We start from the raw sequence: 16868 nt of genomic DNA, 5'->3' as shown, positions 1-16868 counted from the left end.
TGCGAACGCATGTTCCCGTTATATACTGGAGTCAGCAAGATAAGCCGAAACGAAACAAAGAGGCAAAGCGTGACAGGCTGGAGCAGGGAAATAGGAGTCTTTAGTGCATACAGATCCGAATAGATCCGAACAGGCCGCCCTACATAAGGCGGTCTTTTTGTTGCCCGCAGAACGTGCGGCGAGTCGGATCCGGCAACGGCGGCGGAAAATACCCGGAGCCAACCGGAAAGGGGGAATCGCGATGATCCAAGCTCCTGAGCCCAAGGATGGGTGCGCCTTCAAGCAGCCGGACAAGTGTATGGCTTGCGTGTGGGGAAGGTGGGAGGCGAGCCGGCAGTTTTGCATGCTGCCGGTGTGCGTCAAAGAAACCGTCGAAGAGACCGACGGCTGTGAAAGGGGGTGAGCGCCAAAATTGCGGGCACGAGGGAACAGCATACGGCCGCGTGACGGACCGGCTCCGAGGAATGCCGGCCGCGGAGGATTATTGCGTCAGATGAAGGAACGACTGGGGTGGAACCAACATGCGCGCAGCGATTAAAGCAAGGCTTGCCGCCGAATTGACCGCCCTGAGCGGGCGTTGTTACGACATTCAGGAGCCGTCGGGTACGACTGTGAAGCCGTATGCGACCGTGAAACTGAATGGTCAGGCACCAGAAAACGTATGGACCGGGGTTAAACGTGTGTACGAGGTAGCGCTGTACGGCGAACCCGGCGATGGCAGCGTTATGGATGCGCTCGCCGATCAAGCGGTGCTTGCGCTGCATGGCGTACAGTTGCCCGGCGGACCGTCCGGACCGGCGTTTACATGCCGGCTGGAGGGGGTTGCCGAGCCCGAAATAACGGACGGCGGCGGTGCTCCGGCTTCGATCCGGACGCTCCGGTTGGCCGTGGCCGCTGTTGGAACCGGAGAAGCCGCTTCCTCAGCGTCGGCAGATGAGGCGCTGGAAGCTTTGTGCGTCTGGACTGAGGAGAAGGCCGGAGGAGGTTGGCAAGTCTACCGGCAGCAGTGGCCGCAGGCCTATACGGCTCCCGCGATTCTATGGAGGTTGGAGCAGGTGGAGGCGCAGAACCGCAGCGCGTCGATGATCGAGCTTCACCGCACGGTGATCGGCCATGTGGTCAGCCAAGATGAAGCGGAGCAGGCGGCTATGGTCGGCGCGCTGGCATCCGGGCTCGGAGGCGTTACCAAGCTGGAGGCCAACCCCGCAACGCAGGAGTATGTCGTACCGGGTACGGTCATCGGGGATTACCGTGCAGATGGCCTGACGACCGGCCAACTGACCGTTGCGCTGCGCCAGAAGGTGCGGAAGGCGGCTCCGATCGGACCGCTTATCCGGGAGGTCCATTATGACGGCGGCTTTCGTTAAGTAACAGGCACGGAGGGTCCGGATCGAAGGCCGCTACGTCGGCATCCGGCATCCGGCAGGCAATATACGAAGGAGGAGACGACTCGCATGGCATTTAAAAAATCCGCGCAGCAGCAAGCTGCGGATCAGGCGGAGCAAAGCGAACGGCCGGCATATACCCGGGAGGAGCTGCTGGCAGGCGCGGAGGCGCTGTTTGCAGTGAAACCCGAAGTGTTGACCGGCGCTCTGCACGGCAATACGAAGTCGGCTTTAACGATTGAAGAAACCGGGCGGTTGATCCGCCAATTCCAACAAAGGAAGGTGCAGCGCTAATGGCTGGAGGAACTTGGAGCACGACCGATACGCCCGTTTTGCCGGGCATGTACATGAATTTTCAAGCGGCGGCGCTGTCCGCTGTCCAGCCGGGCGCGCGCGGCGTCGTGGCGATTCCGCTGAAAGCCCATTGGGGCCCGGTCAAGCAGTTTGTGGAGATTACCGGCTTGTCCGCTGCAGACGAAACGTATACGAGCGACGAATCGGGCGGGGCGACCGCTTATTCCGCTTTGAAGCTCGCCTTGTTCGGCGGCGCCAAAACCGTGCTCGCGTACCGGCTTGCCGACGCAGACGCGGCGAAGGCGTCCTGTACGCTTCAGGACAACGCGGCTACACCGGCTGCGATCGTGAAGCTGGAAGCGAAATATCCGGGGGCGCGCGGCAACGGCTTTCAAGTCACCGTGCAGACGAATCCGGTCGATTCGGCGAAGAAAGACATCCGCCTGCTTGAAGGGACGACGCTTCTGAAAACATTCACGTTCCCGTCAGGCACCGCACAAGCGGCGGTGGACGCGATCAATGCCGACCCGGCCAACAAGTGGGTCGTCGCATCGAAGCTTGCCGAAGGCAGCGGGCAGCTCAAGGATGGCAGCAGCTTCCCGTTTGCGGGCGGCGACTCCGGGATCGACGGCATCGCCGCCGGCGATTACACGGATGCGCTCTCCGCTTGCGAGACGCAGGAATTTAACCTGCTCGCGCTCGACGGCATTGCCGATTCCGCGATTCAGACGAGCGTCGTCGCGTGGGTGAACCGGATCCGCTCCGAAGGCAAAACCGTTATGGCCGTCCTTGGCGGCTCGTCCGCAGACGACACCTCGCCTTCGGCGGTCAGCGCGGCAGTGGCGCGCAGCAGCGCCTTTAACCACGAGGCCGTAGTAAACGTAGGCACAGGCGCCATCCTGAACGGCGCCAGCTACAGCTCGGCCCAGCTGTCCGCTTATGTGGCGGGGCTGATCGCCGGGCAGAAGCTGAGCGAATCGTCCACTTATGCGGTATCCCCGTTCCAGGACGTTACCCGCCGCTGGACGCGCGGCGAACAGGAGCAGGCGGTAACGGCCGGCGTCTTCCTCTTCGTCCACGACGGCAAACGGGTCAAGGCGCTTCGCGGCGTCAACTCGCTGTCGAGCCTGCTGCAAGGCCAGAACAACGCGTGGAAAAAAATCCGCACCGTCCGCGTTATGGACGCGATCCAAACCGACCTGACCGCCTCTGCGGAAGGCAGCTATATCGGCAAAGTGAACAACACCGCCGAAGGCCGGCTTGCCCTGATCGGCGCCGCCAAGCAATATATGCAGTCGCTGGCACAATCCGGCGTCATCGAGGCGGAAGGCTGGGACGTGTATCTGAATCCGCAGTATTACGGTTCGTCCGCCGTGTTCACGCCGGGGCCGGATCAAGTGTATTTGAGCTGGGAAGCTCGTCTGACAGATGCGATGGAACAAATTTTCGGCACGTTTATCGTGCTTTGAGGGGGACCTAAACGATGAGTATGGATGCTAGCCGCGTCATTATGGGTACGTACGGCAAAATTTTTATCGACGGCCATTGGCAAACGAACTTTAACCACCTGGAAGCAAGCGTGGAAATGCAGAAGCGCGAGCTGAACCTCGCCGGCGACCCGTGGGTCCGCCACAAGAAAGGGCCGATGAAAGGAACCGGGACCGTGAGCGGGTTTAAAGTGACCAGCGATATGATCGCCCGCGGCTTCGCCAAGTTCGATATGTACGCCAAGCTCGAAGACCCGGAAGCGTACGGCTACGAGACGGTCAAGCTGAGCAGCGTCATGCTGGATAAGCTGCAGCTCGCGAACTGGACCGCCGGCGAAGAGGTGAAGGAGGAAGTGTCCTTTACATTCGAAGGATACGAGCTGCTGGATCGTATTCAGGCGGTGTAATACGGGGCGCAGGCTTGGAATCGGCTGTGTTTATGGCTTGGCACGGGATTTTTGGGTCAAGGTGACGGATTATTTCGCCAATCTGCAATTACTTGCCCCGGCTTTGACCTAACGCCGGGTTTATATAGATCATGAATAGGTAGGAGGACTCCGACGATGATGGACGATCAAATTTTGCAAAAGCTGCTCGACGCCGACCGGCTCCCGGAGAAAACCGTGACGCTGCCGCGTCTCGGCATCCCGGTCACGCTTCGCGGCCTGACCGGCAAGCAGGTGTACCTGCTGCGCGAACGCTGCACCGAGCGCTCCGACCGCCGCGGACAGAAGTCCGAGCGTCTGGACGAAGAGCAGTTCAACGTCGCCCTCATCGCCGCGGCCACCGTCTCCCCGAACTGGGGAGACTCCCGGCTGCTGGCGAAATACGAGGCGAGCGGCGGCGAGGAAGTGATCAAGCGCATCCTGCTCGCGGGCGAGCTGTCCGCCCTTGGCGACGAAGTGCTCGATCTGAGCGGCTTCAACACGCAGCTTGACGAAGTAAAAAACTGATCGACTCCGGGGGGCTGGCCGGTATGCTTCACGCCATCTGGGTGAGGCATCATCTGCGCCCCGGAGCGTTCTGGCAATTGCCGCGCGGCGAGCAGTTGTTTCTGCTGGCCAGCATGGAGCTCGAGCTGGCCGCGGAGGCCAGACTGACCCAAGCGGCGCAGGGAACCAAGCAGGGAAGGCGGTGAGAGTATGGCCGATATGGCGGCTCGCGATACGATAGATCGGCTGCTCCGGTCTCAGGACCGGCTGCGGGAGGTTGCAGATCGCACAGTTACAACGATCTATCGGTTGGACCAATACGCTCAGAGGGCAGCGGAGGCCTTATCTAGGCTTCAAGTAGGGGATAGAGTAACGTCAGGAGATTCAATAAGTATTTTATTGAATGAATCGATAAGTAATTTAATAAATAACATAGTTAACTCAAGTAACGTTATCAGCACCTCTATTCATAATTCAATAAGTAGCTTAAGTATAACGGTAAGTAACTTGGTAGGTGAGCTAATTGCTACTTTAACTGTTCAATTAGTTCATATTACAACCCTATTATCCCAGTTAGAAAAAGAACCAACAGATAAAGAAAAGCAATTAGATGAAAACTCCAAGTTATGGTCAATAATATCAGGTGCTGCTGCGATATTTAGTATTATCTTTGGCGACAAAATTTCCAATTGGATTAAGTGGCCGAAAAATGGGAAAGGGGGATCACCCCCCAAAAACTCTGCCGGAGGGATGGGGGGCGGTAGCGAACCACCTCTGGATCCCAATTCAATCTCAGATCGAATGTCTAGAAAAAAGACATACCAAAAAGGCCGACTTGGAAGATGGTTTTCGACCATTATCAACCTTTTCGATTTTTTTGGTGATTCAGGCAGTATAGATGACAAAACCAGATCTAAAGTTCCATCCAATAAATCGTCTGATCAAAAGTCTTCTATAGGCTCTTCAACCAGGTCCTCTGGCAATCAATCTAATAGGGAGCATCCCGCAGAGAACAAATTGGGAGAGAAGACACAGACTAAAACACCACCAGTTGAGCAACAATCTAGTGCTGTGCCATCAAAAAAATGGTATAGCTGGTTGTTTACAATATTTAAAAAGGGACTATGGACTTTACCCATTGATTTCGCTTTCCGTTCCTATAACGATATTTTCAACAATGATGGTATTATTGCGATGGATAACAATCCAGCTTTAGATAACGAACTAGTTAATAAAGCTGGATCTGCAAAATTAACCACAATGGAATCAGCTTCTGCTACCTTAGCTAAAGCAACAACTACATTTTCTGGACCAGAATTGGTTTTATATCCGATTGGGAGTCAACAGTTTATTCCCCATGGTAACCCGCTAAACGAAATGGCTACGAGAGAGGATCCTAGTAATTTGACGGGGCCTTCATACAACATCTCCGTTGAAGGAGTGCAGCTGAATATGCCGAAGGAAGAAATCGACGAGGAAAGCCTGGCCAGGAAAATCGGATGGGAAATCGTAAGCAAAATGAAGCTGGCTATGGATAACAGGGTGGCGACATGACAACCACAGTCAAATTGCCGGATATGGACATTTTTCTCGAAGACCCGACAGGACTCCAACTGCATTTCCCCGTAAACCCGCCGGAGATCAACATCAAGCGGGACAAAAGCTACGAAACGCTGACGCTTGCGTTGCAAGGCGAGTTCGACATTCCCGGCGGCGAGAAAATCAAGGAGATTTCGTTTTCGTCCTTTTTCCCGATCCAGCACGAGCCGGGCTACTGCCGAACGGCAGAGGTCCCGAATCCGCAGCATGCCATGAATCAGCTCAATACCTGGATGGTCAGCAGGCAGCCGCTGAGACTGATCATTACGAATACCGATGTGAACGTGCTCGTGATGATCGCCTCGCATAACAGCAGCTTCCGCGGCGGCGAGCCGGGAGATGTGTATTTTGACCTGACCTTTCGCACATGGCGAGAATATAAAGTCCGTTCCGTTTCCGAAATTGGCGGAGGAACCACTGCGGTCGAGCCCCGGCCGGACATCAAGCCGGTCCCCAAAACGTATACGGTCAAGCCCGGCGACACCCTGTGGGGAATCGCGAAACTCAATCTGGGCTCGGGCAGCCGCTGGAGAGAAATTTACGACGCCAACGCAGGTGTGATCGGACCGGACAGCGACCGTATCTATCCCGGACAAGAGCTGGTGATGCCTGAATGAGCGAGCAAACAAGCAGGTTTTATGAGGTCATATTGGATAATCAGTACGCCTTGGGCGATCTCGTCGAAAGTTTGACGCTGGAGGAATCTCTGGACGAGATTGCTTACCGGGCGAGCGTAAATATGCGGCTCACGGCAGATTTTCCGGGTATCCGGCCTGGTCAGGAAATCCGCGTATCCGGCGTGCCGATTGGCGGTACGAATATGGTGTATCTGCTCCATCCGGGAGTCGTCTGGGAATGCGAGAACGTCTATGGGAGCTCGGACAAGCTGGCGGTGACCATTTACGATTCCACGATCTATTTGGCCAAGTCGGAGGACGAGTACTTATTCCCGGCCGGGCAGACGGCCTCCCAAAGACTGGAGCGTTATGCGTCAGACTGGGGCATCACCTTGAATAACTTCGTCGATACGGCCGAGATTCTCCGCAAAAACGTGTATCGTTCCCAACCCATTTATTCGATGATCCAAGCAGACTTAAAGGAAACCGCCCGCAAAGGCGGAGCCTTGTACCGTCCACGGATGACGCCAAACGGCCTGGAGCTGTTCGAAATCGGCAGCGATGAAACGATATGGGCGCTGGAGCCGAACGGGAACATCGAATCGCTCACCCAGCGCAGGACGCTGGAAGGAACCGTAACGAAGGTGAAGGTGCTCGGCAACGAAAGCGATCCGGAAAGCGCGACAGAAGTGCTAGCAGTCGAGGAGGCGGATACCGATCAGTTCGGCACGCTGCAAAAGGTCGTGCTGGACAGTACGATTACAACTGTCAGCGAGGCGGTCAAAGCGGCGAAAGGTTTGCTGTCCGGCATGCAGGAGACGTTTAGCGTCACTTCTCCGGATGTCAACACGATCCGGGCAGGCGACAAAGTGGCGCTGATCGGCAGCGGAATGGAGCTGATCGTGACTTCCGTCCGGCACGAGCTCGGACAGCCCGGAAAAATGACGCTGGAGCTCGCTTCGTACGACTACGTGAAGAGGAGGTACTACTTGGATGGATCCATTTAAAAACCTCGCCTCTCTCCTGGATTTCCGGATGTCCGGGCATGCAGCCAGCGCTCTTAGCGGCGTCCCGTCCGAGCTGGGTACGATGACGGCGAGCGGACTGAAGCTGGACGGGTTTAAGCATGAGATCCAGGACTATCTGGTTGCGGACTGGCGTGCGACGCTGCGGCTGCCTGCATTTACGATGACGGGCACAGTTACCGGGTTAAAAGACGGAGACGGCCGCGATGTACAGGGCAGCGGCTCGTTTGCGTTTCAGGCTGCCGAGGTCGAAGAGGCGGAACTGATGTTCAAGAACGGCCTAAAGCCGGGAGATCGCGTTCTGGCCGTTCCCGTAGCAGGCGGTTCGGAAGCCGTCGTGTTGTGCAAGGTGGTGAAGGGAAATGCCTAATCTATTTCCGATCGGCTCCGGCGCCCCGGACGGGAAAGCCAATGAAACGACAAACGGAGCTGTCCGGTTCGGACGGAGCTGGCGTTTCGATTACGAGCGCGGCGACTTCGTCGTAACGCCTACCGGCAAGATTGCCGGCTCTGCCGAGACCGACGCCTGGATCGAATGGTGCAAGAAGGCGCTGCGCACCGAAAGGTACACCTACTTGGCCTATTCGCGCAACTACGGCCAGGAATTCGACGACCTGATCGCCCGGAATCTCCCCCGCCCCGCCAACGAATCGGAGATTGTGCGGATTGCGACGGAGACTTTGAAGACAGACCCGCGGACGGGGAGCGTCGGCGGTTTTTCGTTTACGTGGGAAGGCGATCGCTGCAGCTTCCAATGCGAAGTTACGAGCGTACGCGGGCAAAAAACAACGATAGACGGAAGTGTGGTGACAGCCTGATGGCGACATTACCGAATTATTTGCAAGATCAGAGCGAAGAGCAGATTCTGCGCCGGATGCTTGACGCTTTGCCCTCCGATCTGGACAAGTCGGAGGGTTCTTTTATTTGGGACGCCGTCTCCCCGGCTGCAATCGAGCTCGCCCAAGCGGCGATCTGGGCCCAGGAGGTGCTGCGCCGCGGCTTCGCGGGCACTACGTTTGGGACGTATCTGGATTTGCGTTGTGAGGAGCATGGGGTGACGCGTAAACCCGCTGTCCGATCGACCGGCCAAGTCGTTTTCAGCGGAAAGGCGGGGGCGACTGTACCTGCGGGAACGGTAGTGGTGACGCTGGCGGACCCGGTAACCGGAACGCCGTCGATCTCTTTTGCCACGAAAAGTCCGGTTACTTTAAACGGGCAGGGAGCAGGAAGTGCGGCAATCGAAGCGGTTCGTGCGGGAAAGGAAGGCAATGTGCCCGCCCTTGCGATCAGTCTATTAGCGTCGTCCGTGCCCGGGGTAACCAGTGTTCGCAACGAAATCCCCACGACGGGAGGACAAAATACGGAGGATGACGAGTCGCTTCTCCAGCGTTATCTCGCCAAGGTGCGCCAGCCGGCAACATCGGGCAACGTGCACCAATACCGGCAATGGGCGATGGAAGTGCCGGGGATCGGGGACGCCAAAGTATTCCCGCTCTGGGACGGCCCCGGGACCGTAAAAGTAACCGTAGTGGACGCGGATCGTCAGCCCGTCGGTCCGCAAACGCTGGCCGAAGTAGCCGCTTACCTGGAGCAGGTCCGTCCGATTGGAGCGAATCCAACCATAGTTTCGGCAACGGCAAAGCCGATATCGATTGCCGCAACAGTAACGCTGGCTGCCGGGTTTACGATCCAAAGCGTAGTCGATGCCTTCTCTGCAGCCATGGTCGATTATTTCAAGGAAACGGCGTTTACCTCCTCGTATGTGAGCTATGCGCGGATCGCCACGCTTCTATTGAACACACCGGGAGTGACGGACCACACAGGCCTAGCCCTCGATGGCGGAACGGCCAACGTGCCGCTGGACGCGGAGCAAATACCGGTTCTTGGAACTGTGAATTTGGGGGTCTAGCCGGATGCCATACGAGCATGATGTATACAAAGTACTGACCTTTAGTGAGCTAGCTGACGGGGACGGTCAGGAGGGGCTTTCGCTTCCCGACCTCATGCGGATGATTCCGGAGTACTACCGGAACAGCAGAGTGATGAAGGCGATTCAGTCGGTGGATGCAGCCGAGCTTGGCCAGCTTCGGTTCGCCTTGGATGAAACGCTGGAGCAGTTTTTTGTGGACTCGGCGACGTGGGGGCTGGACGGGTGGGAAAAGGAATTGGGGCTTTCTACGGATTCCACAAGTCCTACTGCGCGAAGGCGGGAGTTAATCCGTGCCAAGCTGCGGGGAACCGGAACCACAACGAAGCGAATGATCATTGAAGCAGCCGCTTCTTTTTCAGGTGGCGAGGTTGAAGTGACCGAGTACCCGGAGGAGAGCCGTTTTGAGGTTAAATTTGTCGGCGTGAAAGGAATACCGTCCAATATGCCCGGATTTATCCGGATGCTGGAGGACATTAAGCCGGCTCATTTGGCTTATTCGTTCGCCTATACGTACACCACTTGGAGTAATTTGTTATCGCTTCACTGGTCTGATGCCGGCGCGAAAACCTGGAACGAACTGCGAATATACGAGGGAGGCTGATTGGATGCAACTGACGCCGAATCTGAACTTAAAAAAGCCGGAAGGCACAGACGTCGTTGATATTGCCGATCTGAACGAAAATGCGGATAAATTGGATACGGAGGTTGCCAAACTAGCTTCCACTACCACCCCCGGACGAATGTCTGCAGCGGATAAAGGGAAGCTGGACAGCGCTACTAGTGCAGCGACAGCTTCCACGCTGGTGCAGCGGGATGCCAGCGGCCGCTTTAAGGCGGCGGCACCGGCGACCGCTGATGACGTTGCACGTAAACAAGAAATCTCGGATCATGCCGATGTAAAAGCAACTACAGGTGGAGTATACGGACATACAACGCTGGTCGATGCGGTGAATAGCACTGCTACAGATAAGGCAGCGACGGCTAATGCAGTTAAGCAGGTGTTTGATCGGGCGAATCGTGTCGCGGTAAACGTCCTGCCGGATGGAGCGGATTTGAACGAAGTGAGTATTCCGGGGTTTTATCGTCTGCAAGGGAATCACCCGAACATACCGCATGGTAACTGTGCGTATGGCCAAATGTTAGTTATTCGCGGGGGTGCGGACACAATTACGCAGATAGTTTTCGCACATCAAGACCCGGCACTTACGTTCATGCGTGGAGGCAACCCTCCACAAGTCGGCGGCTCTGGTCAATGGAACCCGTGGGCTCGTGTTATGACCAGCGCAGGGGGAACGTACACAGGTAACGTAGTGATGGCGACGGGAACCGGAATTTATTTGGAGAATGGCGTCGGAATCGTGGGAAAGCGTACTGACGGCGCGTACTCTTCGTTGGCTCATATGGCTAGTGGTAATATAGCCGTATTCGGAACACCGGGAACCCCTGTCGCAGTTCATTCCTCTATGGTCCCGTCATGGTGGAACGGTTCGGTTAACCGCCAATTGATACACTCGGGTTCGGCAGCTTCCAACCAAGACATAGCCGGGCATCTGACTGTTCATGAAAACTTAATAGGCTCTGCCTTGTACTCAAATTATAACAACGCCGCAACTGGCGGTTCTATGTATTTAAAGAATCCGCAAAACACAACCAACCTACAAGGCTCGTACACAACAGTCAATATGTACGGTGATGCATGGCGGGTTTATGAAATCGGGGGCACCAATCGCGGCATATCGCTGAACCTGACGCAATGCGCTGCCGGAGCCGGGTCGGAATTGTGGCATACCGGAAATCTCCGCATCAACAACGGAGTGCTTGAATTTTATTACGGAGGGACGTGGACACCAGTGGGGGGAGGACGACCATTATCTGAACCAAGAAAGATAGATGCACCAAATAACAGTATATCCTTGCCATACAATCAATGGAAAACTGCGTTAGACTTAAACATGGCAGGCAGGATTGAGCAATTTTCTGCCAGAGTTAGTGGTTCGGGCAGTACCGTACAAGTGCGGATTACAATGGACGGTAAAGTTGTCACCGACGCCTTAGCAACGCTACATGCGGGGGTTCTACATTACTTGTACAATGAGGCGGGCGCTCATCCGTTCATGCCCGCAAACGCTCCAATCTCTTTTAATAACAGATTTCTTGTGGAATACCGGGGCAATACTGAAGGTTTTACTCCAACTGGCGGTTATACCATAGTTTACAGGCAAGCATATTAAAGGAGGAATCTTACAAATGTCCACAGTAAGCAAGTTCTTTTACCTTGAAAATGGCGTTGTTTATAGAATGGAAGTATTTGCTCAATTTGCATTTGGTAGCGAAAGACAAGTCGCCTTTACATCTGTCGGAGCGATGCTAGCAACAGTTGGAACGCCGATAGATATCGAAGTGGAATGGCAAAAATTTGACCAACATACAGCGACTTACGTGACCGACACAACCCGCTCGGACGTAATTCACGTGTTCGATGGGACAGCAACTCACGCGCTAACTCCGGTCAATGGCAAAGTTACGCTGGAATATATGCCGACGGAGCCGGGCGAAGTCACCTTTACGAGCATTGGTGCGACGCACACGCTTAAAGTAACTGTTATGGAATAACAACGAGTACCACACACGCCCCGAGCAATCGGGGCTATCCCATTTAACCTGCCGTAAGGGGTGAAGAGGAGGCGATTCGATTGCCAGTTGAAACCCAAGAGCAGATCATAGAGAGGTTAGCACGTGTTGAAACGAAAATCGATTATATGATGAATGCCCGCGACATCGCTCAGGAAGCGCTTCAATCCACCAAGTCCGCCCACCAGAGGCTAGACCGGCTGGAAAAAATCGTGTACTGGGCGGCGACCACGATTATTGGCAGCGTGATCATTGCAGTTCTGGCAATGGTCATCAAGACGAAGGGGGAGTAACATTGTGCCAGACACCCAACTATTCACCTGGCAAGCCCTGCTGACCATCGGCGGGGCTTCTTTATTGACCTTCTACATCGTGCAATATACCAAAGTTCTAATCGACCGCATCCTGCAAAAGTGGCGGGTGCCCACGGATCTGTACGCCGTGCTGGTCGCTTGGATCGTGCTGCTCGCCGCGCAGTTTGCGATCGGGGTACAAGCCACCGGCGACTGGCGGACATACTTTCTGACGTTCGCCAACGCTTTTCTCGTAGCGGCTGCCGCCGGGCAGATCCAAAACAAATCCATTCATCCCCCCGGAGGTGAATCCACCAATGAAAGGACTTGATTGCGCGACACCGCTCCAAAAAGCATCGGCCAAGGCTTTTGCCCGGGACGGCTATCAATTTGCTTGCCGATACCTCGTCCCGACAGGCTGGAAGCGGCTGACCCGCGAAGAAGCCGAGCTGATCTCCAAGGCGGGGCTGCAGGTCATCTCCGTCTTCGAGACGACGGCCGACCGGGCGCTTGGAGGGCGCGCGGCGGGATTGGCTGACGGGGCAACTGCGCTTCGGACTGCTCACGCGATCGGGCAGCCGGAAGGCAGCGCGATTTATTATGCGGTAGATTTCGATGCAACCACCCAGCAGATGCCCGTCGTGATCGACTACATCCGCGCCGCTTCCGAAGCTTCTCCCGGATATTTGACCGGGGTGTACGGTTCCTACCGTGTGATCGAGGCTGTCCGCGAAGCCGGGGTCTGCACCCGCTACTGGCAAACGTACGCCTGGAGCCGAGGGCATAAAGCGGAAAGCATCCATCTGTATCAATACCGCAACGATATCGTAGCCAACGGCGTTCGAATCGATCTGAACGATTCCTACGGAGACGAAGGAGGGTGGAGTACAGTGATGAAATACAACTTAAAATCGGAGGACGTGAACGAAATGATCGAGCGCTTCCTCAGCCACGAGTTCGACCAGGCCTCCCGCGAAGACAAAATCCGCCGCAATTACTTGGCCAACGAACTGCGGAAAGCGTCCGGCCAGCCCGAGCAGCTGTATATTCCCGAATAACGCCGCGGCATTCCAGCGCTTAGCGGAAACCGCACATTCAGCATCTTCGATGGAACACGCATCGACCCATCCCTTGAAATCGCGCACAACATAAACCGCCAGCCGAATCATCCCCTATCATCGCGTCTAGAAGCTGTGAACCCGCCCATGCGCCATCGTTAGCAAAATATTTACAAAACTTGCGATTCACGTTAACAATCGGTGGTTAAGCTAGAAGCATAGTCCGATAAGCGAACGACGCTTAGGAGGTATGCGATCATGATCCGAAAAATCCGGATATGGCTGGCCCCGATTCTGATGATAGTTTTACTCATCGCCCACGAGACGGCTCAGGGACAATTCGACGACACGACAGCAGCAGACCGAATCCTTCATGCCCAACCAGATGAGGGAGCTAAGCCGATGAGCTTGCCGTTGTTGTCGATCCTCGAAGCCAAGGATTTGCCGGGCCACACCGTTACGATAAAAGGAAAAGTAGTGTTCGTACCTAGTCGCCAAGCGGACGGCTTCTGTCAGTTCGTTGTGGAAGACGAGACCGGCTCGCTGCTTTTGTCCACAAAGGCGGCTTCCCTCCAAGTCGGCGATATTATCCAAGTAACCGGCAAACTGGGCATCTCGCCACAATCCGCCCTGCTGAGAGCGGATCGGGACGATATCTTCCTCATTCGATAAGCAACTCCCATAGCTATTCCCCCTCATAAAAACTGCCGGACCTATTCGTCCGGCTTTTCGTGCTTCCTTCCCGAGGCCCCCTTCAGCCGTCATCGTTCCATGACTATCCCCCCTGTTCCACGTATCCGTACCCGAAGTATATGCGCCGCATATACTGTTCACATAATTACCAAACTCTGCATCCGAAGGATACTCCACCACTTCCTGAGAATCCAAGCGGAGAGCCCGGATGAATGCCGTAGAAGCGAAGCGTTCGCATTTGGTTCCCGGATTTTCACCATAGAAGCTTCCATCCAAAAATCCAGGAACAATGGCGATCGAAGGCATCGTCCGGGCTAGGAGCGGACCGCCATATCACCAGAACCTGCAGGTTTGCATCTACGCTTTTATTAAACAGCTGCATCCGAAGGATACTCCACCACTTCCTGAGAATCCAAGCGGAGAGCCCGGATGAATGCCGTAGAAGCGAAGCGTTCGCATTTGGTTCCCGGATTTTCACCATAGAAGCTTCCATCCAAAAATCCGGGAACAATGGCGATCGGAGGCATCATCCGGGCTAGGAGCGGACGTCATTTCACCAGAACCCGCAGGTATTGCCTTGACGCTTTTATTAAACAGCTGCATCCAAAGGATACTCCCCAACAGTGAATCCATCCGGGCTAGGAGCGAACCACCATATCACCAGTGCCCGCAAGGATTGCACTTGAACAGCTTCACCACCACGGAAAGGGGCGAGCAGCATGAGTTCCAACCATTCCGCCATGGACAACATTCGAAGGTACGGCGCGAACAACTATAACCCGCTTCCCGTCATGCTCGTGAAAGGAGAGGGCGTATGGGTAGAGGACGCGCGGGGCAAGCGTTATCTGGACATGCTGAGCAGTTACTCCGCGCTGAACCACGGGCACCGGCATCCGAAAGTGATCGCCGCCCTCCGAGAGCAGGCGGATCGCCTTACATTAACCTCCCGCGCCTTCCATAGCGAGCCGATCGGCGCTTTGTACGAAAAGCTGGCGCGGCTGACCGGCAAATCGAAAATCGTGCCGATGAATACCGGAGCCGAAGCGGTAGAGACCGCGATCAAGGCGGCCCGAAGATGGGCCTGCGACAAGAAGAATATTCCCGACGGGCAAGCCGACATCATCGTATGCGAAGGCAACTTTCACGGCCGCACCGTGACCGTAACGTCCTTCTCGACCGAGCCGGCATACCGGAGAGGATTCGGTCCGTTCACACCCGGCTTCACCACCATCCCATACGGCGACGCTGCGGCGTTGGAGCAAGCGATTACGCCAAATACGGCTGCCTTCCTGGTCGAGCCGATTCAAGGCGAAGCCGGAGTCATCGTGCCGGAGGACGGGTATTTAAGTAAAGCCGCTGCCTTATGCAAACAACAAAACGTCCTGTTTATGGCGGACGAGATCCAGACCGGCTTCGGCCGTACCGGTCAGCCGTTCGCCTGCGACTGGGAGCACGTCGTCCCGGACGTCTACATTCTCGGCAAAGCGCTCGGCGGCGGCGTATACCCGGTGTCTGCGGTAGCGGCGGACAAGGACGTGCTCGGCGTATTCGACCCGGGCTCCCACGGTTCCACCTTCGGCGGCAACCCGCTGGCTTGTGCCTGTGCTGCAGCGGCGATCGATGTTTTCGAGCAGGAACAGCTGGCTCAGCGCTCCCGGGAGCTGGGCGATCATGCGATGCAGCGGCTTCGCTCCATCCAAAGCCCCATCCTGCGCCAGATCCGCGGCAAAGGCTTGTTTATCGGGCTGGAGCTAACCGTCGAGGCAAGACCATACTGCGAGCGTCTCATGGAACAAGGCGTGCTGTGCAAAGAAACGCATGCGACCACGATCCGGCTGGCGCCACCGCTGACGATCAGCCGGGAGGAGCTCGACTGGGGCCTGGACCGGATCGAGCGCGTGTTGAAAGGAGCGGTCACATGAATCCGAATATATGCAAACAGATTTCCGTACTGGGAGTCCCGATGGATCTCGGGGCCGACCGGCGCGGAGTCGATATGGGGCCCAGCGCGATCCGGTGCGCGGGTCTTGAGGCCAGACTGGAGCAGCTCGGCTACACCGTTCATGACGAAGGCGACCTCGTGGTTCGCAGAGCTAAGGCGTACTCGAGCACGCTGCCCGAAACTAATATGAAATATGCGTACGAGATCGTCCGGGTGAATGAGGAGCTGGCGGAGAAAGTCGCAGCCATAACGGCGGCAGGAGACCGGTTCCCGCTCATTCTGGGCGGGGATCACAGCATTGCGATCGGGACGATCGCCGGGGTGACCCGGAACAAGGAGCGGATCGGCGTCATCTGGTACGATGCGCATGGAGACGTCAATACCCCGGACACCTCCCCGTCCGGCAACATTCACGGCATGGCGCTGGCTGCGGCGCTCGGGTTCGGGCATCCCGCCTTGACCGGAATCGGAATCGGCAGCGGCGGCGTTCCCCGCATCGATCCGCGCAATGTCGTACTCGTAGGCGCTCGGTCGCTCGACCCGGGCGAGCGTATCTTTTTGAAGCAGCACGGGGTCACCGTCTACACGATGCACGAGATCGACCGGATCGGCATATCCGGGGTGATGGAGCAGGCGGTGCGTCTGACATCCGCCGGGACGGAAGGCGTTCATCTCAGCCTCGACCTGGACGGTCTGGACCCGGAGGACGCCCCCGGAGTAGGGACCCCGGTGCCTGCCGGCATCAGTCTGCGGGAGAGTCTGCTGGCCATGGAGATATTATCTGCTTCGGGCCTCTTAACCAGCGCCGAGTTTGTAGAAGTCAATCCGGTACTGGACCTAAGGAACAAAACGGCCAAGGCGGCCGTAGAGCTGATCGCTTCCCTGCTCGGCGAAACCATTATGTAAACGCTACCAATCGTTGCCTCCATTCAAATGAGGCAAAACCCGGCCGTTCCAGTATAATTTTCCTCCGGTTTTGTGT

Annotated in this window: 22 protein-coding genes; all 22 read left to right on the top strand. The window is 56.2% G+C overall.

All coding sequences use genetic code 11. The annotated features are described in order from the left end of the window. Positions 1 to 241: 241 nt before the first annotated feature. The 22 genes from AC3Y2E_RS13595 (at position 242) to rocF (ending at position 16792) form a co-directional block, all read left to right on the top strand. Positions 242 to 403, top strand: coding sequence for a hypothetical protein (locus tag AC3Y2E_RS13595; RefSeq protein ID WP_379211061.1), 162 nt, complete (start codon positions 242 to 244; stop codon positions 401 to 403). Positions 404 to 521: 118 nt separating this feature from the next. Next, positions 522 to 1367: a hypothetical protein gene (locus tag AC3Y2E_RS13590; protein ID WP_379211059.1), complete on the top strand. Its 846-nt coding sequence runs from the start codon at positions 522 to 524 to the stop codon at positions 1365 to 1367. 87 nt (positions 1368 to 1454) lie between these two features. Next, positions 1455 to 1679, top strand: a complete 225-nt coding sequence (locus tag AC3Y2E_RS13585) for a YqzN/YkzM domain-containing protein (protein WP_190924007.1) — start codon at positions 1455 to 1457, stop codon at positions 1677 to 1679. Continuing rightward, a complete protein-coding gene (locus tag AC3Y2E_RS13580) occupies positions 1679 to 3148 on the top strand; it encodes a phage tail sheath subtilisin-like domain-containing protein (protein WP_379211056.1) in 1470 nt (489 codons plus the stop codon). Before AC3Y2E_RS13585 ends, AC3Y2E_RS13580 begins: the two co-directional genes overlap by 1 nt. A gap of 14 nt (positions 3149 to 3162) precedes the next feature. Next, on the top strand, positions 3163 to 3573 hold the full coding sequence (locus AC3Y2E_RS13575; RefSeq protein WP_190923756.1) for a phage tail tube protein: 411 nt from the start codon (positions 3163 to 3165) through the stop codon (positions 3571 to 3573). Between the two features lie 156 nt (positions 3574 to 3729). Beyond that, positions 3730 to 4119, top strand: coding sequence for a phage tail assembly chaperone (locus tag AC3Y2E_RS13570; protein WP_190923754.1), 390 nt, complete (start codon positions 3730 to 3732; stop codon positions 4117 to 4119). A gap of 23 nt (positions 4120 to 4142) precedes the next feature. Continuing rightward, on the top strand, positions 4143 to 4304 hold the full coding sequence (locus tag AC3Y2E_RS13565; protein ID WP_190923752.1) for a hypothetical protein: 162 nt from the start codon (positions 4143 to 4145) through the stop codon (positions 4302 to 4304). Positions 4305 to 4308: 4 nt separating this feature from the next. Beyond that, positions 4309 to 5652 (top strand): hypothetical protein, encoded by a 1344-nt coding sequence (locus AC3Y2E_RS13560; RefSeq protein WP_379211053.1) that lies wholly within the window; start codon positions 4309 to 4311, stop codon positions 5650 to 5652. Between the two features lie 23 nt (positions 5653 to 5675). Next, a complete protein-coding gene (locus AC3Y2E_RS13555) occupies positions 5676 to 6314 on the top strand; it encodes a LysM peptidoglycan-binding domain-containing protein (RefSeq protein ID WP_379211204.1) in 639 nt (212 codons plus the stop codon). Beyond that, positions 6311 to 7321 (top strand): XkdQ/YqbQ family protein, encoded by a 1011-nt coding sequence (locus tag AC3Y2E_RS13550; protein WP_379211051.1) that lies wholly within the window; start codon positions 6311 to 6313, stop codon positions 7319 to 7321. The genes AC3Y2E_RS13555 and AC3Y2E_RS13550 overlap by 4 nt, the downstream gene beginning before the upstream one ends. Then, positions 7308 to 7709, top strand: a complete 402-nt coding sequence (locus AC3Y2E_RS13545; RefSeq protein ID WP_379211049.1) for a hypothetical protein — start codon at positions 7308 to 7310, stop codon at positions 7707 to 7709. The genes AC3Y2E_RS13550 and AC3Y2E_RS13545 overlap by 14 nt, the downstream gene beginning before the upstream one ends. After that, the gene (locus AC3Y2E_RS13540; protein ID WP_379211047.1) at positions 7702 to 8157 is read left to right on the top strand and encodes a DUF2634 domain-containing protein; all 456 of its coding nucleotides are present in this window, start codon (positions 7702 to 7704) and stop codon (positions 8155 to 8157) included. Before AC3Y2E_RS13545 ends, AC3Y2E_RS13540 begins: the two co-directional genes overlap by 8 nt. Beyond that, positions 8157 to 9248 (top strand): baseplate J/gp47 family protein, encoded by a 1092-nt coding sequence (locus AC3Y2E_RS13535; protein WP_379211044.1) that lies wholly within the window; start codon positions 8157 to 8159, stop codon positions 9246 to 9248. Before AC3Y2E_RS13540 ends, AC3Y2E_RS13535 begins: the two co-directional genes overlap by 1 nt. A 4-nt stretch (positions 9249 to 9252) precedes the next feature. Further along, complete coding sequence (locus tag AC3Y2E_RS13530; RefSeq protein WP_379211042.1) at positions 9253 to 9870, top strand: YmfQ family protein; 618 nt, start codon at positions 9253 to 9255, stop codon at positions 9868 to 9870. A 4-nt stretch (positions 9871 to 9874) separates the two neighbouring features. Continuing rightward, the gene (locus tag AC3Y2E_RS13525) at positions 9875 to 11500 is read left to right on the top strand and encodes a pyocin knob domain-containing protein (RefSeq protein ID WP_379211040.1); all 1626 of its coding nucleotides are present in this window, start codon (positions 9875 to 9877) and stop codon (positions 11498 to 11500) included. A gap of 16 nt (positions 11501 to 11516) precedes the next feature. Next, entirely contained in the window at positions 11517 to 11882 is a 366-nt protein-coding gene (locus tag AC3Y2E_RS13520; protein ID WP_379211038.1) for a hypothetical protein, read from the top strand. 80 nt (positions 11883 to 11962) lie between these two features. Next, positions 11963 to 12193, top strand: a complete 231-nt coding sequence (locus AC3Y2E_RS13515; protein WP_223836273.1) for a hemolysin XhlA family protein — start codon at positions 11963 to 11965, stop codon at positions 12191 to 12193. A gap of 4 nt (positions 12194 to 12197) precedes the next feature. After that, on the top strand, positions 12198 to 12524 hold the full coding sequence (locus AC3Y2E_RS13510; protein ID WP_379211035.1) for a hypothetical protein: 327 nt from the start codon (positions 12198 to 12200) through the stop codon (positions 12522 to 12524). After that, the gene (locus AC3Y2E_RS13505) at positions 12511 to 13251 is read left to right on the top strand and encodes a DUF1906 domain-containing protein (protein WP_379211033.1); all 741 of its coding nucleotides are present in this window, start codon (positions 12511 to 12513) and stop codon (positions 13249 to 13251) included. Before AC3Y2E_RS13510 ends, AC3Y2E_RS13505 begins: the two co-directional genes overlap by 14 nt. 258 nt (positions 13252 to 13509) lie before the next feature. Then, complete coding sequence (locus tag AC3Y2E_RS13500) at positions 13510 to 13923, top strand: hypothetical protein (RefSeq protein ID WP_379211031.1); 414 nt, start codon at positions 13510 to 13512, stop codon at positions 13921 to 13923. A gap of 740 nt (positions 13924 to 14663) precedes the next feature. Further along, entirely contained in the window at positions 14664 to 15866 is a 1203-nt protein-coding gene (gene rocD / locus AC3Y2E_RS13495; protein ID WP_379211029.1) for an ornithine--oxo-acid transaminase, read from the top strand. Beyond that, positions 15863 to 16792, top strand: coding sequence for an arginase (gene rocF, locus AC3Y2E_RS13490; RefSeq protein ID WP_379211026.1), 930 nt, complete (start codon positions 15863 to 15865; stop codon positions 16790 to 16792). Before rocD ends, rocF begins: the two co-directional genes overlap by 4 nt. Positions 16793 to 16868 lie beyond the last annotated feature (76 nt).

Source organism: Paenibacillus sp. MAH-35, from assembly GCF_058135425.1.
This window is presented reverse-complemented; position numbering and strand designations above follow the sequence as displayed.

What these genes read in the sequence shown, in the direction of transcription:
- rocD (WP_379211029.1), top strand. Translation starts at nt 14,664, where the DNA reads ATGAGTTCCAACCATTCCGCCATGGACAACATTCGAAGGTACGGCGCG.
- AC3Y2E_RS13565 (WP_190923752.1), top strand. Translation starts at nt 4,143, where the DNA reads ATGCTTCACGCCATCTGGGTGAGGCATCATCTGCGCCCCGGAGCGTTC.
- AC3Y2E_RS13555 (WP_379211204.1), top strand. Translation starts at nt 5,676, where the DNA reads ATGGACATTTTTCTCGAAGACCCGACAGGACTCCAACTGCATTTCCCC.
- AC3Y2E_RS13585 (WP_190924007.1), top strand. Translation starts at nt 1,455, where the DNA reads ATGGCATTTAAAAAATCCGCGCAGCAGCAAGCTGCGGATCAGGCGGAG.
- AC3Y2E_RS13530 (WP_379211042.1), top strand. Translation starts at nt 9,253, where the DNA reads ATGCCATACGAGCATGATGTATACAAAGTACTGACCTTTAGTGAGCTA.
- AC3Y2E_RS13580 (WP_379211056.1), top strand. Translation starts at nt 1,679, where the DNA reads ATGGCTGGAGGAACTTGGAGCACGACCGATACGCCCGTTTTGCCGGGC.
- AC3Y2E_RS13540 (WP_379211047.1), top strand. Translation starts at nt 7,702, where the DNA reads ATGCCTAATCTATTTCCGATCGGCTCCGGCGCCCCGGACGGGAAAGCC.
- AC3Y2E_RS13525 (WP_379211040.1), top strand. Translation starts at nt 9,875, where the DNA reads ATGCAACTGACGCCGAATCTGAACTTAAAAAAGCCGGAAGGCACAGAC.
- AC3Y2E_RS13570 (WP_190923754.1), top strand. Translation starts at nt 3,730, where the DNA reads ATGATGGACGATCAAATTTTGCAAAAGCTGCTCGACGCCGACCGGCTC.
- AC3Y2E_RS13545 (WP_379211049.1), top strand. Translation starts at nt 7,308, where the DNA reads ATGGATCCATTTAAAAACCTCGCCTCTCTCCTGGATTTCCGGATGTCC.
- rocF (WP_379211026.1), top strand. Translation starts at nt 15,863, where the DNA reads ATGAATCCGAATATATGCAAACAGATTTCCGTACTGGGAGTCCCGATG.
- AC3Y2E_RS13590 (WP_379211059.1), top strand. Translation starts at nt 522, where the DNA reads ATGCGCGCAGCGATTAAAGCAAGGCTTGCCGCCGAATTGACCGCCCTG.
- AC3Y2E_RS13500 (WP_379211031.1), top strand. Translation starts at nt 13,510, where the DNA reads ATGATCCGAAAAATCCGGATATGGCTGGCCCCGATTCTGATGATAGTT.
- AC3Y2E_RS13560 (WP_379211053.1), top strand. Translation starts at nt 4,309, where the DNA reads ATGGCCGATATGGCGGCTCGCGATACGATAGATCGGCTGCTCCGGTCT.
- AC3Y2E_RS13595 (WP_379211061.1), top strand. Translation starts at nt 242, where the DNA reads ATGATCCAAGCTCCTGAGCCCAAGGATGGGTGCGCCTTCAAGCAGCCG.
- AC3Y2E_RS13575 (WP_190923756.1), top strand. Translation starts at nt 3,163, where the DNA reads ATGAGTATGGATGCTAGCCGCGTCATTATGGGTACGTACGGCAAAATT.
- AC3Y2E_RS13550 (WP_379211051.1), top strand. Translation starts at nt 6,311, where the DNA reads ATGAGCGAGCAAACAAGCAGGTTTTATGAGGTCATATTGGATAATCAG.
- AC3Y2E_RS13535 (WP_379211044.1), top strand. Translation starts at nt 8,157, where the DNA reads ATGGCGACATTACCGAATTATTTGCAAGATCAGAGCGAAGAGCAGATT.
- AC3Y2E_RS13520 (WP_379211038.1), top strand. Translation starts at nt 11,517, where the DNA reads ATGTCCACAGTAAGCAAGTTCTTTTACCTTGAAAATGGCGTTGTTTAT.
- AC3Y2E_RS13505 (WP_379211033.1), top strand. Translation starts at nt 12,511, where the DNA reads ATGAAAGGACTTGATTGCGCGACACCGCTCCAAAAAGCATCGGCCAAG.